This is a genomic window from Commensalibacter oyaizuii (assembly GCF_029953265.1).
GTDB classification, from domain to species: Bacteria; Pseudomonadota; Alphaproteobacteria; order Acetobacterales; family Acetobacteraceae; genus Commensalibacter; species Commensalibacter oyaizuii.
In genome coordinates this window covers 1,525,844-1,540,723 of record NZ_JASBAO010000001.1, presented here as the reverse complement: position 1 = coordinate 1,540,723, position 14,880 = coordinate 1,525,844, and the positions used below count along the sequence as shown (strand labels likewise).

The window sequence follows — 14,880 nt, the reverse complement described above, 5'->3', positions numbered from 1 at the left end:
TTAGTTATATCTGCAATGAAAAGGGAGGTGTAAACCTCCCTTTTTCATGTAGAAGTCGGTATGTTGTATTAACAAAGAATTTATATTCGTTATTTTATCCACATAGGGTAAGCTGATCAAAGGTTGCTTCTATAAACAAAATTAGGAAATAGTATGATGCAAAAAACACCTCGTACAGTAACGTCGCCGAAAAAATTTATTATAGGCAGCAATCTTTTGGGACAGTTGCATGAATATATCAAAGATTTTGGTACAAATGCCGTTTTGTTATGTGACGAGTTTATATTGGATCGTGTTAAAAAAGAGGCGTTACCAAATGTGCAATTATCAGGATTATCTGGTGTTGCGGAGCAATTTCAATATGAATGCACAGACGCAGAAATAAAGCGGATCATTGCAGTAATAGAAAAACAGTCTGCCAATATTATTGTTGGTATTGGTGGGGGAAAAACGTTAGATACAGCCAAAGCCGTAGCCTATTATAAAAAAATCCCTGTTATTATTGTTCCAACAATTGCATCAACGGATGCACCGTGTACGGCCTTGGCGGTAATTTACAAAAAAAACGGTGAATTTGATCGTTATTTATTTTTACCGCAAAATCCTGATGTTGTGATTGCAGATACATCAATTATTTGTCAGGCACCTGCACGTTTTTTTGCCGCAGGGGTGGGGGACGCATTGGCAACGTATTTTGAAGCGCGGGCATGTTACGCGGTTGATGGGATTAATTTGGTTTTAAAAAAACCATCCAGGACGGGATTGGGATTGGCTCAATTGTGTTATCAGGTATTACAAGAAAATGTTGCTTGTGCCATGGATGCGGTTCGTAATCAAATCGTTACCCCTGCGTTGGAACAAGTGATAGAAGCAACCATTTATTTAAGTGGTGTCGGTGCAGAGGCAGGTGGTTTGGCTGCAGCTCATGCAATTAATAATGGCATGTCCGCAGTTGCTGATTTGCATAAGGCACAACACGGGGAAAAAGTAGCGTTCGGATTGTTGGTACAATTGGTTTTAGAAAATGCACCGCAACATGAAATTGAAGCCGTTGTTGATATTATTAAAACTGTAGGGTTACCCTTAACTTTAAAAGATATGGGACTAACTAAATTTGTTGAGGCAGAGTGGCGAAAAGTTGCAGAAATTGCTTGTGACCCCGAGGATACGATGGGAAATATGCCCAAAAAGGTGACGGTTGAGGAGGTTTATGCCGCCATAGTTGCTGCGAACAGCTTGGCAGAACGGTATTGTGCAAAGGGATGCTAATAATATTTAAATAATTATGTATCTTTAGTTAATACTTGTAACTTTGCATGGTTTGCGTTAAGGTAAATAAAATTTATCTTCCATAGTGTGGGGGGTGGCCTTAGTCGGCCGCCTTTTTTTGTTTTGGATTCAATAGAACTTACAGATGAACTAACTGATAACCGTATCGAAAATCGCGTGGCAGCTTTAATTGAACCTACTTTGGTCGATATGGGATATGAGCTAGTCAGAATAATGATTTTAGGAAAATTAGCACCGACTCTACAGATTATGGTTGATCGTGCTGACGGTTCCTTGATTAATGTTGAAGATTGTGAACAGATCAGTCATGCGGTTAGTGCGATCTTAGATGTGCATGATCCTATCGAGGGGGCTTGGACATTGGAAGTTTCATCCGCAGGAATAGACCGTCCGCTAGTGCGGGTAAAAGATTGGAATCGCTTCTCGGGTCACTTGGCCAAGGCAGAAACAATGATTCCTGTTGAGGGCAGAAGACGTTTTTCCGGAATTGTTTTAGGTGCAGATGAACACGTTGCACGCTTGCGTCTAGATGATGGCAGTGAGGTCGCTTTACCTTTTGCTGAAATACGCAAGGCCAAATTAGTATTGACTGATGCATTGATTGATGCTTGTCAACAAATGAAGGACGGGGCCGTATCTGTTGAAGATATAGATGATTCTTCTGATCAAGATAATACAAGCCAGCCTAAAAAGTCTGGTAAACAAAAACGCTATAAAACACATTGAGAGGTTTTTATGGATACGTCTGTTTCTCGTCCTGAGTTATTATTGGTTGCAGATGCGGTTGCGCGTGAAAAAGCGATTAGCCGTGATGAAGTTCTCGAAGCAATGGAGCAGGCCATTCAAAAAGCGGGTCGCGCTAAGTATGGTCATGAAAAAGATATTCGTGCAATCATTGATCGTAAAACGGGCGAGGTTCGCCTGTCTCGTTGGACTGAAGTCGTTGAAGAGGTTGAAAACGAAGATTCTCAGATCCCTCATTATATTGCGGTTAAAATTCAGCCTAATATCAAAGTTGGTGAGTATATTATTGATCCATTACCTCCAATTGATTTTGGCCGAATCGCAGCCCAGACAGCTAAACAAGTTATTGTTCAACGCGTGCGTGAGTTCGAACGTAATCGTCAATATGAAGATTTCAAAGATCGTGTTGGTGAAATTGTCAACGGAACAGTCAAGCGTACAGAATATGGCAACTTACTGGTTGAAATCGGAAGCTCCGAAGCATTATTACGCCGGGACGAGTTGATTCCAAGAGAAAATTTCCGCAACTCAGAACGTGTTCGAGCTTATATCTACGATGTAAGGAAAGAGACTCGCGGGCCACAAATTTTCTTGTCTCGAACTCATCCTGCATTTTTAGCGAAATTGTTTGCTCAGGAAGTTCCTGAAATTTACGATGGTATTATCGAGATTAAGGCTGTTGCCAGAGACCCTGGGTCTCGTGCAAAAATGGCTGTAACTTCAAAAGATGCTGCAATTGATCCTGTGGGTGCTTGTGTTGGTGTGCGTGGATCTCGCGTTCAAGCCGTAGTGCAAGAGCTACAGGGGGAAAAGATCGATATCATCCCTTGGAGTGGTCAGGCTGCGACCTTTGTTGTTAATGCATTGGCGCCAGCAGAAGTTACCAAAGTCGTTATGGATGAAGAGGCTGGTCGGGTTGAAGTTGTTGTGCCTGATGACCAACTCAGCCTTGCCATAGGTCGTCGAGGGCAAAATGTAAGGCTTGCCAGTCAGTTGACCCGTTGGGATATTGATATATTAACAGAAACCGAAGAATCTGATCGTCGGCAAGAAGAATTTCGCAGTCGAACTGCCGTCTTTGTTAATGATCTGGACGTGGATGATGTTATTGCTGGTCTATTGGTTACAGAAGGCTTTCATAGCATAGAAGATCTTGCCTTTTCATCACCAGAGGAATTAGCGGAAATCGACGGGTTTGATGAAAATCTTGGGCAAGAACTGTTCCAACGTGCAGAAGAATTTCTGGCAAAGCAGCAGGATTCTTTGAATCTAAAGCGTCAAGAATTAGGGGTTGCCGATGAAATCGTTGATCTAGATTGCTTTACGCCACAAATGTTGGTGTTATTAGGAGAGAAGGGTGTTAAAACACTTGATGATCTTGCTGATTTGGCCAGTGACGAATTAATTGAAATATTAGGTGTGGATTCCTTGGATGAAGAAACAGCGAACGCAATTATTATGCGTGCCCGCGAGCATTGGTTCGAAGAAGGTGAAAATCAAGATTCTCAAGAAAATTAGTGATAATTTATCACCAGTCTGTATAATAATTAGTTGTTTTGATATAATATCTTTTCATTCTTAGTAAACTACGGTAATGGTTAACAAATCTGACGAATCAAAACAACAACAGCGTTGCTGTTTGGTTACAAGAGAAAAAGGAAATCCAGAAGGATTGATCCGTTTTGTCATATCACCCGACAATGTGGTGGTCCCTGATTTGACAGAACGGCTTCCTGGGCGAGGAATGTGGTTGAAAGCTGATCAAAATGTGCTACATATGGCAATAGAACGTCGTGTTTTTTCACGTGCGGCACAGTGCCAGGTAGAGGTTCCAGAAAATCTATCATCAATGATTATTAATGGATTGCAATGCAGGATTAAAAATTCATTGGGTCTTGCAAGGCGTGCTGGGCAGGTTACATTTGGTTTTGAAAAAGTAAGGGAAAAGATCTCTCAGAATGTTGTTGGGTTGATTATACAAGCTACAAATGGTAGTGAAGAAGAAAGAAAACGTTTGCTATCAGGGGCTAAGCATTTGCCTAATATAGCAATTTTTACGGCTAAAGAATTAGGAATATTATTTGGCCGAGAGTATGTGGTTCATGCAGCCATTCATACAGGTTCGTTTGTTTATCGTATTTTATGTGATAACAGACGATTAGCAGGGTTTATCAATTAAAGTATTGGGTTCGGCGGGTTAAATCCGGCGAATGGATTAAGAACAGGCAGGTATATGAGCGAAGGCAACGATCAAGAACAAGGACAGGGTAAAAAACGTCTATCTTTACGATCACCAGTTAGAACAGAGGTAGGACGTACTGTCGATGCCGGGTCTATCAGACAAAGTTTCAGTCATGGACGCACCAAAGTTGTGCAAGTTGAAGTAAGAAAAAAGCGTGGTGCTTCTGGTGGCACAGAAAAATCTGCGGGGAGCACTGCTGGTGTTGCACGCAAGCCTGCGGCTAAGAAATCTTCTGCAGGATCATCATCAGGCAAAAGGGCGCTTACAGCCGCTGAATTGGCAACACGTCAACGTGTTTTAGAAGAACAAAAACTAGATCAACAACGCAAAGAAGCCGAACGTAGAGAACAAGAAAAAATCTCTATTCTTTCGGCAGCAGAAGAAGCAAAACGTCGGGAAGCAGAAGAGAAAGCCCAGCAGGAAGCTGCTGCAGCACTAGCCGAACAGGAAGCTGCTGAAAAGGCAAGTCAAGAAGCTGCAGCAAAAATTGAAGCTGAGAAAGCAACTGTTGACGTTGCTAAGAAAAAAGACGCAGCAAGCAAAAAAGAAAATGCCTCTGTCAAGAAAAGTAATGACAGAACTGAACCTAATCGTAAGGTAAAGGTTTCCAACGTTCCTATCCCAGGTGAAATCACGTTTGCACCCCAGCCAAGCCCTGTCGAACCACTTGCAAAACGCGCTGTTATGGCACATAAGCCAGCAAAGCCAGCTAGCGATAAGTTTGTTGCGGAACCACGTGCTGTCGACAAAGATGAGAAGGTCGCCAAGAAAACCCAAGATCACGTGAAAGTTCGTAATACCGATGTGCGCGATGAGATGGATGGTGAAGAGGGCGATGGTCGCAGAGGTTCCTCGCGTCGAGGTGCTGGTGCCAGCCGCAAGAGCGGTGCTGGTGCTGGTGGCCGTAGCAAGAGTGGCGATAACAGACGTTCAGGTAAGATCGATATTCAGGCCGCTATTGAGGGAGAAGATGGGAATAAAGTTCGTTCTTTAGCCTCAGTCCGTCGTCAAAGAGAACGTGAACGTCGCCAAGCAGAACTTGAAAGATTACGTGCAGATCAGGTCAAAGTGGTGCGTGATGTGACTTTACCCGAAACGATTACTGTGCAAGAACTTGCCAATCGTATGGCTGCTCGTCAAGGCGATGTTATTAAGGCCTTGATGAAAATGGGCGTAATGGCAACGGTTAATCAATCTTTAGATGCTGACACAGCAGAATTAATTATTGAAGAATTCGGTCATCGCGTGCATCGTGTTGCCGACAGTGATGTTGAACTAGGCATTGAAAATATGCCTGATAAAGAAGAAGACAAATTATCACGTCCACCCGTTGTTACCGTAATGGGGCATGTTGATCATGGTAAAACGTCTTTATTGGATGCTTTGCGTACCACCGATACTGCTAGAGGTGAAGCAGGTGGAATTACCCAACATATTGGTGCATACCAGGTTCGTCTTCCTTCTGGTGCTAGAATCACATTTTTAGATACCCCAGGCCACGAAGCATTCACTGCAATGCGTTCTCGTGGTGCATCCGTGACGGATATCGTTGTCTTGGTGGTTGCAGCTGATGATGGTGTTATGCCTCAAACTATTGAAGCAATTAAACATGCCAAAGCTGCAAATGTGCCTATTATTGTTGCAATTAATAAATGTGACTTGCCGGGTGCTAATCCAGATCGAGTTCGTCAGGAGCTTTTACAACATGAAATCGTTGTAGAAAATATGGGCGGTGATACTCAAGATGTTGAAGTTTCTGCCAAGAAAAGAATTGGTCTTGATAAGCTTGAGGAAGCGATCGTTTTATTGGCTGAATTACAAGAACTAAAAGCAAATCCCAATAGAATTGCTGAAGGTGCAGTTATTGAAAGCCGCTTGGATAAGGGACGTGGGCCAGTTGCAACATTATTGGTGCAAAAAGGGACTTTAAACAAAGGGGATGTCATTGTTGCTGGTGCTGAATGGGGTCGTGTTCGTGCGATGCTTGACGACAAAAGCAAGAATATGAAACAGGCAACTCCTTCTACTCCAGTTGAGTTGTTAGGACTGACTGGCGTTCCTCGTGCGGGTGAACCTTTTGTTGTTGTCGATAGTGAAAGCAAAGCCAGAGAAATTTCTGAGTTTAGACAGCGTAAAATGCGTGAGAAACAAGCCGCAGTTAGAATGGCTGCTCGTGGAACACTGGATCAAATGTTGGCACGTATTCAGGCTGGCGAGCAAAAAGAGATTGCTGTGTTGATAAAAGCAGATGTTCAGGGTTCTGCTGAAGCTATTCAAACAACAGTGATGAAATTAGAACATGAAGAAATCAAAGTACGTGTTCTTTCAGCAACCGTTGGTCAAATCACAGAAAGTGACGTTCAATTAGCAAAAGCATCTAGTGCAATTATTGTTGCCTTTAACGTGCGTGCCACGGCTCAGGCTAGAGAGCTAGCTCAACATGAAGACGTTGATATTCACTATTACTCAATCATCTATCAAGTTATAGATGATATCGAGAAATTGATCAAAGGGCGCATTGCTCCTAAACAACGTGAAAAATTCTTGGGTTATGCGGAAATCCGCAAGGTCTTTTCTGTTAGCAAAACAGGAAAAGTCGCTGGTTGTTATGTTACCCAAGGTGTTGTGCGTCGTGGATGTGGTGTTCGTTTGTTACGTGAAAATGTCGTTATCCACGAAGGAAACCTCAGTCAATTAAAACGCTTTAAAGATGATGTAAAAGAGGTGTCTCATGAATATGAATGTGGACTATCTTTTGCTGGATTTAATGATTTGCGTGAGGGCGATGTTGTAGAATGCTACGAGATGGAAACTGTTGAAGCATAATGAATAAGCCTTTTTTAATGGGTAGGGATTCCTTGGATAAACATTCCAAGGCCCCTTCTCAACGACAATTGCGTGTTGCTGAAGAAGTAAGACATATTCTTTCTGATGTATTTACGCGCACTGAATTTCGTGATCCAGAGTTACGGGATAAGCGGATAACGGTAACTGAAGTCAGGATGAGTCCAGATTTGCGCAATGCGATGGTTTATGTTGTGCATTTGGGGCGAAATGATATTGAAGAATTACTGCCTGCGTTAAAAAGGGCATCTGCGTTTTTGCGCAGTCAATTAAAATCAAAATTACGACTTAAGTTTCTGCCTGAATTACGATTTCATGCAGATACCGGTTTGGATTATGCTGCTAAGATTGATGCTTTGTTGCATAGTCCAGAAGTTTCTCGTGATTTAGATCACAACGAAGAATAAGCATAAAATCGATTTTTAAAAAATTAACGCAATGTAGCAAGGCTATTATTTATAGCAGTGGACAGTTGCGTTAATGCGTTTTGTTCTAATTCAATAATATCACTATCATTATACAATTTGCTTTGAGCCGTGAATGTAGCCCTCTGTTTTTGAATAGATTGATTCTCATTCTTTGGTACGATGCTCCAATTTGCTTCTAAGGTTATATGCCCTGTTTTAGAAGCATCTTCCTGTACGTCAAAACGGCTAATATTTATCATTAATTGATAGGTTGGGGGCTCGATTTGTGTCTGATTTGTAATAAAAAGATTAGGGTTTTTATCAGCTAAAACATGTGTAATAAATTCGGTCGCCCCTATGGATAAAATACTGCTCATACGTCCATTGGGGCTGTGATTTAGTGTAGATTGAGTTCGTGTGATAATATCAGTCGTATTTAAATAATCAGGCACTGTTACTTGTGAAACATAAATTACAGGGGCTGAGTTGGTGTAATTGCTTACACGCTCTGATTGCCGTGGCCCAGTTTCGTTAAGTGTGTAAAATTTTAAAGGGGGGGCTGAACACCCCGTTAAAATTGTGAATATGCTGATAGCAGAATAAGTAATTAATTTTTTCATTGTTTACGGCCTATAAGAAGCAGTTTTGGATTACGTTCGATTTGGGTTGCAAATCCTCTTAAAGAGGTCGCAGCATCAGCAAGATTACGTAAAATAATATCCAAATTGATTCTTGTGGTTGATCTGACGGATGTCATGGTTTTTACGTTTTGTAAGGCATCTGAAGCGTTAAGAAGTGTTTTATTTGTCGAAACCAATACGTGGTGAAGTTCATTCCCACGGGCATTGATTTGCTTATTACTATTAACCAATAATATATTTAAGTTGTGCACAACCGTATCGATATTATCATTAAGATGAACGATTAGTTTATTTGTACTATCTGAGGTATTTTGCACACTCTTCAGTAACATAGGTATTTGTTCGTTTAATTTATCTGTTAGATTGCCGACTTTTTGAATAGTAGAATCAAGATCCAGAGATAATTTTTCAAGTTGAAGATTCATTAACTCTGACTTAATTTTTTGGATTGTGGAGGGATGTGCAGGAATTTCTATAATATTTTCGTTTAATCTTGGATGAAAAATAGGTTTATTCTGAGGATCGAAATCTAGAAAAATATTTGAAGTTCCAGTAACAAAGCTTTCAGTACTAATTTCTGCGCATAATCCATTTTGAATCATGGTATTCATGAACTCTTTATAACTTTTATAATGAGCACTTAATTGAATTTTTTTGGGATCGATACTGATTGTAACAGGGATATAGGCCTTATGATCTTTTGGATCAAATTGTAAGGTAATGTTGTTTACGGATCCAACTTGAACCCCGCGAAAGGTAACTGGGGCACCCACCGACAAGCCTGTTACAGATCCAGGAAATATAACAATAGCTTGTTTTTTACTGGAAAAGAAATCGAAGTTACCAAAGAAAATAATAACGCACAGGGCAAGAATCAATCCTCCAAGAACGAACGCCCCAATAGTTGTTTGTTGATTTGTTGTCATGATGGATTAGTCTTTCTGTTTTAGTTGATCAAAGCGTTGACGATGCATGAAATCATTAACCTGTTCACAAGGTGGATTGTCTCGCAATGCTTTGGGGGAGCCATAGGCGATCGGAGTTTTTGTTTGGGCGTCCATAAATATACCATCGTCTGCGATGGTAAACAAACTGGGTAATTCGTGACTGACAATGACGATGGTTGTTCCTAATCCATTACGTAGATTTAAAATCAAATCGTCCAATCGTTTTGATGTGATTGGATCCAATCCAGCGGAGGGTTCGTCAAAAAATAAAACCTCAGGATCTAAAGCCAAAGCCCTGGCCAGTCCACAACGTTTTTTCATGCCTCCACTCAGTTCTGAAGGGTATAGATTAATGGCATGGTCCATTCCGACCAATCCTAATTTTAACTCTACAAGTCGCTGAATCATCGTGGGGGAAAGGTCTGTAAAAAGTTGTAAAGGCAGCGCTATATTTTCGCCAACGGTCATTGAACTCCACAACGCGGCGCTTTGGAATAAAACGCCAAATTTATGTGCAATTTTAATTCTGTGGTTTTTTGAAGCTTGCCAGTAATCTTCGTTTTTAAAGAAAAAGTTGCCTTTTTGTGGGGGCAATAATCCGATCATGGATTTGAGCAATGTGCTTTTTCCGCAACCGCTCCCCCCCATCAGGGCAAAGATACTGCCTTTTTTAACAGTAAAGTTAATATTTTTTTGGATCAGTTTAGGACCATACCCGATTTGTAAATTTTTTACGGATAATAAAGGTTGTTCAGTTGTGATGTTAGACATGATTCATATCCCAATCATATCAGCAATAACAGCAAAGATCGCGTCAAGAGCGATAACCCCAACAATTCCAACAACAACTGCCTTGGTCGCAGCAATACCTACATCAGCAGCACTTCTGCCTGATTTCATCCCGATATAGCAGCTGCTTACCCCAATAAACATAGCAAATGCTATCGTTTTAACACCACCAAATACAAATTGGTTAAAGGCAACAGCACCAAAAGTTTGTTGTAAAAATCCAATTACGGAAACTTTTAACATCAGAATAGAAACAATTAATCCCCCGAATATACCCATAAAACATGCATATAAATATAAAAGAGGCATTGTCAGAGTTAATGAAAGCATAGAGGGTAAAATAATATATTCAGTCACAGGAATACCCATGACCTTTAATGCATCAATTTCTTCGTTCCCCTGCATAGTGGCGATGCGGGCTGCATATGCACCCCCAGTTCGTCCTGAAATAACGATAGCCGTCATTACGGCTGCCATTTCACGAACGGTTGCAATACCCACTAAATTAGCAACATATGCGTCTGCAGAAAAACGACGCAATTGTACTGCACCAACAAATGCTAAAATAGCTCCAACAAGGAAATTCACAACACTGATAATGATTAATGCCGAGGGACCTGCTGCTTTGATATCTTTTAACAAGTCAGCAAGACGCATAAAAGAACGTCCAGCAAAAGATTTAAATACACCGTTAAGGGTCAAGAAAAAAAGCTGTGTGGTTACACCCAAGCTATTTAATGCGTTAATAGTCCACCCACCAAGATTGTATAAAGGACGAAATCCGCGTTTAGATTGAGTATGGGCTGGTGCTTTGTTTTCAGTTAACAAAGATAATAATTTTTGGGTTGCTTCAGGTAGACCTTGATCACTAAATTTTATTTGATGTTGTGCAGATAACTGTTTGATTTCCCATAAAAATGTGATAAAACCACTGTCCCAAGACCGCAGATGCTTTGTGTCAAATTGGATCGTAGTGGCATTTGAAAGATGATCAAATATGTTTGAAGGTAACTGAGGAATATTATCGTTTTTAGAAAGCCAATCACCGTGCAGAATAAATATTGATTGCTCGTCTTTGCATTCGAAATTCCATTTAAGGGGTTCGGGGGAAAAACTCGCTTTTTTTTCTATAGTCAAGTGGATACCTTATTGATACATAATATCGTCTTAATTATATAGTTTACTATCATCTAGAATTAGAGATATTTCAAAAAAACATGGTAAATTGGCAATAAGATATTATAAAATTTTGTGTTTGTATAGAATATACTGTTTTATTTTCAATGATTACCGTGTAATGAATAAGTGATCGAAAAGGTTCATCGTTATAAGAACCAGAATTAGGGGCGTTTACAGATTGATGCGCAATAGGCGTGGACAAATTATTGATGGATGGTTGTTAATAGATAAACCGTTAGAAAAAACATCTGCTTTTATTGTAAATAAAGTGAAATATGTTTTTGATGCACGAAAAGTCGGTCACAGTGGGACACTTGATCCCTTGGCAACAGGATTGTTACCAATTGCTTTTGGTAAAGCCACAAAAACCATCCCATATATTATGGATAAGAAAAAAGTTTATCATTTTACTTTAACCTTTGGTGAATCTAGAACCACTGATGACGCTGAGGGTGAAGTGATTGCACGATCCGATGTTCGGCCAAGTGATGCCGACATTGAACAGGCATTGATCCAGTTTCAGGGGGAAATTATGCAGATTCCTCCGATTTTTTCTGCTATTAAAGTCGGTGGAAAACGTTCTTACGATCTTGCTCGTCAAGGGGAGTTACCCCAATTAAAGCAACGTCCTGCGCGAATAGATTCTTTTCGAATGATCGAGCGTTTAGATCAGGATCGTGCAAAATTTGAAGTTATTTCTGGCAAAGGGGTTTATATGCGTTCTTTGGCCAGAGATTTGGCGGTTGCATGTCAGTCTGTCGGATATATTTCTGAATTGCGCCGTTTAAAAGTTGGTCCTTTTGATGTGACAGACGCATTTTCACTGGACAAAATTGTCGGAAACGACAAAAAAGGAGAAGCTTCTTTGGATTTGATTCTGCCTGTTGAGACTGCGCTGGACGACATCCCGGCTCTAGCCTTAACGTCAGAAGAAGCCACCGACCTTAGGTTTGGCCGTTCCTTAGGGATAGATCAACTGAAGGATCGTATTTCATTGGAGGTGGAGTTACCTGATGGGGTACTTCGCGCCATGAATGGGGGGCATTTTATTGGGTTATGCCGTTTTGAAGAAGAACGGTTACGTCCAATTCGTGTATTTTAATTTTTTTTAGAAAAGGATAATACGATGTCGATTACAGCTGAACGCCGTGCAGAGTTAATGAAAGAATATCAAACCAAAGAGAACGATACTGGTTCTCCAGAGGTTCAAGTTGCTTTGTTAACGGAAAGAATTGTTAACTTAACAGAACATATGAAAGATCATGCAAAAGATTTTCATTCACGTCGTGGTCTATTAAAATTGGTTGGACAACGTCGCCGTTTGTTAAGTTATTTGCGCACAAAAGATCAAAGTCGTTATGAAAATTTAATTAAACGTCTGGGTCTGCGTCGTTAAGAAATAAGTGGAAACTGGTTTAATTTTTTTAAATCAGTTTCTATTTGATGATTAAATATAGATATAGATGTGAAAAAATTTAAAGTCTATTCTCAGCGTTTCAGGCCACATGGTGCGATAAACAGGATAACAAGATGCTCCATGCCGTCCGAGACGCTGTCATTTGCAGTTTATGGTGTAATAGAACTTCAGAATTTTTTCCTGATCGTATCTGATATAGGAAAATATAATGTTTAAATATTATCGTAAAGAAATAGAATGGGGCGGTCGTCCCCTTATTTTGGAAACAGGAAAGATTGCACGTCAAGCTGATGGTGCTGTTGTGGTAACATATGGTGGGACGGTTGTATTATGTACTGCGGTTGGGGATAAAAAAGTTAAGCCAGGTCAAGACTTTTTTCCTCTAACAGTGCATTATCAAGAAAAAGCATTCGCAGTTGGAAAAATTCCAGGTGGGTTTTTTAAGCGCGAGGGACGAGCTTCTGAAATTGAAACTTTAAATTCTCGGTTAATTGATCGTCCAATTCGACCATTATTTCCAGAAAATTTTCATAACGAAGTGCAAGTGATTGCGACTGTGTTAAGTCATGATATGGAAAATGATCCAGCAATTGTTGCATTAATTGGATGTTCTGCAGCATTGACATTATCGGGTATTCCTTTTTTGGGACCGATTGCTGGATGTCGCGTTGGATATAAGAACGGCGAATATATACTAAATCCAACGCTTTCTGAAGGCGAAGATACAGAGCTGGATTTGGTTGTTGCGGGGACTTCTGAAGGCGTTTTAATGGTCGAATCAGAAGCCAAAGAGTTAACTGAAGAAGTTATGTTGGGCGCAGTGACTTTTGGGCATGAGGCAGGTCAGGCAGTAATTGATGCAATCATCTCATTGGCTGAACATGCTGCACGCCAACCTTGGGAACTGGCAGAACCAACTGATGAAGAGAAAAAGTTAAAAACCCGAATTGATAAAATTGGTCGCAAAATTTTAGCTGAAGCTTATAAAGAGCGGGAAAAGCAGAAACGTTACGCAGCTCTTGACGAGGCACGTGCTAAAATTATCGAAAAAATTACAGAAGAAGAACTGGATGTTGAAAAAGCACCGTCTATTATTGATAGTTTAGAGGCTAATATTGTCCGTACATCTGTTTTAAAAACCGGAATGCGCATTGATGGCCGCGATTTAACCACGGTTCGTCCAATTATTGGTGAAGTTGGTATTCTACCCAGAACGCATGGTTCTGCGTTATTTACCCGTGGTGAAACACAGGCGTTGGTGGTCACTACGCTTGGAACTGCTCAAGACGAACAAATTGTTGATGCATTAGAAGGTGAACATCGTTCGAACTTTATGCTGCACTATAATTTCCCTCCTTATTCCGTTGGGGAATGCGGACGTTTAGGAGCCCCAGGTCGTCGTGAAATTGGTCATGGTAAACTTGCTTGGCGTGCTATTCATCCTTTGCTACCAAGTAAAGAACAATTTCCATATACAATGCGGGTTGTATCTGAAATTACCGAAAGTAATGGGTCTTCCTCTATGGCAACGGTTTGTGGGACCTCTTTATCTTTAATGGACGCTGGTGTTCCAATGGAACGTCCCGTTGCAGGGATTGCAATGGGATTAATCAAAGAAGACAAAGGGGTTGCTGTATTAACCGATATTTTGGGTGATGAAGATCATCTTGGTGATATGGATTTTAAAGTTGCAGGAACCGAAGTGGGTATTACTGCACTACAAATGGATATTAAAATCACGTCTATTACCCCTGAAATTATGAAGCAAGCTCTGGCACAAGCCAAAGATGGCCGTATGCATATTCTTGGTGAAATGGCTAAAGCATTAACAGAAAGTCGTGCAGAAATATCCGATAATGCACCTCATATTATCGTTATGAACGTTCCCAAGGAAAAAATCAGAGATTTGATCGGTGCAGGTGGAAAAACAATTCGTGAGATTGTTGAATATTCTGGTTGTAAGATCGATATAGAAGATGATGGTACGGTTAAAATTGCGGTGACATCAAGCGAACAGGCTGATAAAGCAAGGGAACGTATTGAAGCCATTGTTGCTGAACCAGAAGTAGGCCGTATTTATACTGGTAAAGTTGTTAAAGTTGCTGATTTCGGTGCGTTTGTAAACTTTATGGGTGCGCGAGATGGATTGGTTCATATTTCTGAGTTGGCAGAGGGTCGCGTTGCAAGAACTGGCGATGTTGTCAAAGTAGACGATATGGTTAAGGTTAAAGTGGTTGGTTTTGATGATCGTGGCAAGATTAAACTGTCAATGCGCGAAGTAGACCAAGAAACTGGTGCAGATATTAGCGAAAAGGTGGGGCCACGAGCCAACGCTAATTCTGGACGGAATCGCAATGATCGCAGTTCACGATCATCATAA

Annotated in this window: 13 protein-coding genes; 9 read left to right on the top strand and 4 right to left on the bottom strand. The window is 40.7% G+C overall.

Annotated features, from left to right (window positions below; all coding sequences use genetic code 11):
• Nucleotides 1–153: 153 nt before the first annotated feature.
• The 6 genes from QJV27_RS06915 (at nucleotide 154) to rbfA (ending at nucleotide 7,527) form a co-directional block, all read left to right on the top strand.
• The gene (locus tag QJV27_RS06915; RefSeq protein WP_281448204.1) at nucleotides 154–1,269 is read left to right on the top strand and encodes a glycerol dehydrogenase; all 1,116 of its coding nucleotides are present in this window, start codon (nucleotides 154–156) and stop codon (nucleotides 1,267–1,269) included.
• A 123-nt stretch (nucleotides 1,270–1,392) separates the two neighbouring features.
• A complete protein-coding gene (gene rimP, locus QJV27_RS06910; RefSeq protein WP_281448991.1) occupies nucleotides 1,393–2,016 on the top strand; it encodes a ribosome maturation factor RimP in 624 nt (207 codons plus the stop codon).
• Between the two features lie 9 nt (nucleotides 2,017–2,025).
• Nucleotides 2,026–3,552, top strand: a complete 1,527-nt coding sequence (nusA, locus tag QJV27_RS06905) for a transcription termination factor NusA (protein ID WP_281448203.1) — start codon at nucleotides 2,026–2,028, stop codon at nucleotides 3,550–3,552.
• 76 nt (nucleotides 3,553–3,628) lie between these two features.
• The gene (locus tag QJV27_RS06900; RefSeq protein ID WP_281448202.1) at nucleotides 3,629–4,213 is read left to right on the top strand and encodes an RNA-binding protein; all 585 of its coding nucleotides are present in this window, start codon (nucleotides 3,629–3,631) and stop codon (nucleotides 4,211–4,213) included.
• A 54-nt stretch (nucleotides 4,214–4,267) separates the two neighbouring features.
• Nucleotides 4,268–7,102 (top strand): translation initiation factor IF-2, encoded by a 2,835-nt coding sequence (gene infB / locus QJV27_RS06895; RefSeq protein ID WP_281448201.1) that lies wholly within the window; start codon nucleotides 4,268–4,270, stop codon nucleotides 7,100–7,102.
• Nucleotides 7,102–7,527: a 30S ribosome-binding factor RbfA gene (rbfA, locus tag QJV27_RS06890; protein WP_281448200.1), complete on the top strand. Its 426-nt coding sequence runs from the start codon at nucleotides 7,102–7,104 to the stop codon at nucleotides 7,525–7,527. The genes infB and rbfA overlap by 1 nt, the downstream gene beginning before the upstream one ends.
• A 23-nt stretch (nucleotides 7,528–7,550) precedes the next feature.
• Here the strand turns inward: rbfA and QJV27_RS06885 are convergent, their stop codons facing one another.
• Genes QJV27_RS06885 through QJV27_RS06870 form a run of 4 tightly spaced genes read right to left on the bottom strand, consistent with a single transcriptional unit; the run spans nucleotide 7,551 to nucleotide 11,041 of the window.
• A complete protein-coding gene (locus QJV27_RS06885) occupies nucleotides 7,551–8,147 on the bottom strand; it encodes a PqiC family protein (protein ID WP_281448199.1) in 597 nt (198 codons plus the stop codon).
• The gene (locus QJV27_RS06880) at nucleotides 8,144–9,094 is read right to left on the bottom strand and encodes an MlaD family protein (protein WP_281448198.1); all 951 of its coding nucleotides are present in this window, start codon (nucleotides 9,092–9,094) and stop codon (nucleotides 8,144–8,146) included. The genes QJV27_RS06885 and QJV27_RS06880 overlap by 4 nt, the downstream gene beginning before the upstream one ends.
• A gap of 6 nt (nucleotides 9,095–9,100) precedes the next feature.
• Complete coding sequence (locus tag QJV27_RS06875) at nucleotides 9,101–9,886, bottom strand: ABC transporter ATP-binding protein (protein WP_408869621.1); 786 nt, start codon at nucleotides 9,884–9,886, stop codon at nucleotides 9,101–9,103.
• A 3-nt stretch (nucleotides 9,887–9,889) separates the two neighbouring features.
• Nucleotides 9,890–11,041 carry an ABC transporter permease gene (locus QJV27_RS06870; protein WP_281448197.1) on the bottom strand — a complete coding sequence of 384 codons (1,152 nt, stop codon included), beginning with the start codon at nucleotides 11,039–11,041 and terminating at the stop codon, nucleotides 9,890–9,892.
• Between the two features lie 223 nt (nucleotides 11,042–11,264).
• Here QJV27_RS06870 and truB point away from each other — a divergent pair, with 223 nt between their 5' ends.
• The 3 genes from truB (at nucleotide 11,265) to pnp (ending at nucleotide 14,880) form a co-directional block, all read left to right on the top strand.
• A complete protein-coding gene (truB, locus tag QJV27_RS06865) occupies nucleotides 11,265–12,185 on the top strand; it encodes a tRNA pseudouridine(55) synthase TruB (RefSeq protein WP_281448196.1) in 921 nt (306 codons plus the stop codon).
• A gap of 24 nt (nucleotides 12,186–12,209) precedes the next feature.
• On the top strand, nucleotides 12,210–12,479 hold the full coding sequence (gene rpsO, locus QJV27_RS06860) for a 30S ribosomal protein S15 (RefSeq protein WP_281448195.1): 270 nt from the start codon (nucleotides 12,210–12,212) through the stop codon (nucleotides 12,477–12,479).
• A 229-nt stretch (nucleotides 12,480–12,708) separates the two neighbouring features.
• Entirely contained in the window at nucleotides 12,709–14,880 is a 2,172-nt protein-coding gene (gene pnp, locus QJV27_RS06855) for a polyribonucleotide nucleotidyltransferase (RefSeq protein ID WP_281448194.1), read from the top strand.

What these genes read in the sequence shown, in the direction of transcription:
- QJV27_RS06915 (WP_281448204.1), top strand. Translation starts at nt 154, where the DNA reads ATGATGCAAAAAACACCTCGTACAGTAACGTCGCCGAAAAAATTTATT.
- nusA (WP_281448203.1), top strand. Translation starts at nt 2,026, where the DNA reads ATGGATACGTCTGTTTCTCGTCCTGAGTTATTATTGGTTGCAGATGCG.
- QJV27_RS06900 (WP_281448202.1), top strand. Translation starts at nt 3,629, where the DNA reads ATGGTTAACAAATCTGACGAATCAAAACAACAACAGCGTTGCTGTTTG.
- infB (WP_281448201.1), top strand. Translation starts at nt 4,268, where the DNA reads ATGAGCGAAGGCAACGATCAAGAACAAGGACAGGGTAAAAAACGTCTA.
- rbfA (WP_281448200.1), top strand. Translation starts at nt 7,102, where the DNA reads ATGAATAAGCCTTTTTTAATGGGTAGGGATTCCTTGGATAAACATTCC.
- QJV27_RS06885 (WP_281448199.1), bottom strand. Translation starts at nt 8,147, where the DNA reads ATGAAAAAATTAATTACTTATTCTGCTATCAGCATATTCACAATTTTA.
- QJV27_RS06880 (WP_281448198.1), bottom strand. Translation starts at nt 9,094, where the DNA reads ATGACAACAAATCAACAAACAACTATTGGGGCGTTCGTTCTTGGAGGA.
- QJV27_RS06875 (WP_408869621.1), bottom strand. Translation starts at nt 9,886, where the DNA reads ATGTCTAACATCACAACTGAACAACCTTTATTATCCGTAAAAAATTTA.
- truB (WP_281448196.1), top strand. Translation starts at nt 11,265, where the DNA reads ATGCGCAATAGGCGTGGACAAATTATTGATGGATGGTTGTTAATAGAT.
- rpsO (WP_281448195.1), top strand. Translation starts at nt 12,210, where the DNA reads ATGTCGATTACAGCTGAACGCCGTGCAGAGTTAATGAAAGAATATCAA.
- pnp (WP_281448194.1), top strand. Translation starts at nt 12,709, where the DNA reads ATGTTTAAATATTATCGTAAAGAAATAGAATGGGGCGGTCGTCCCCTT.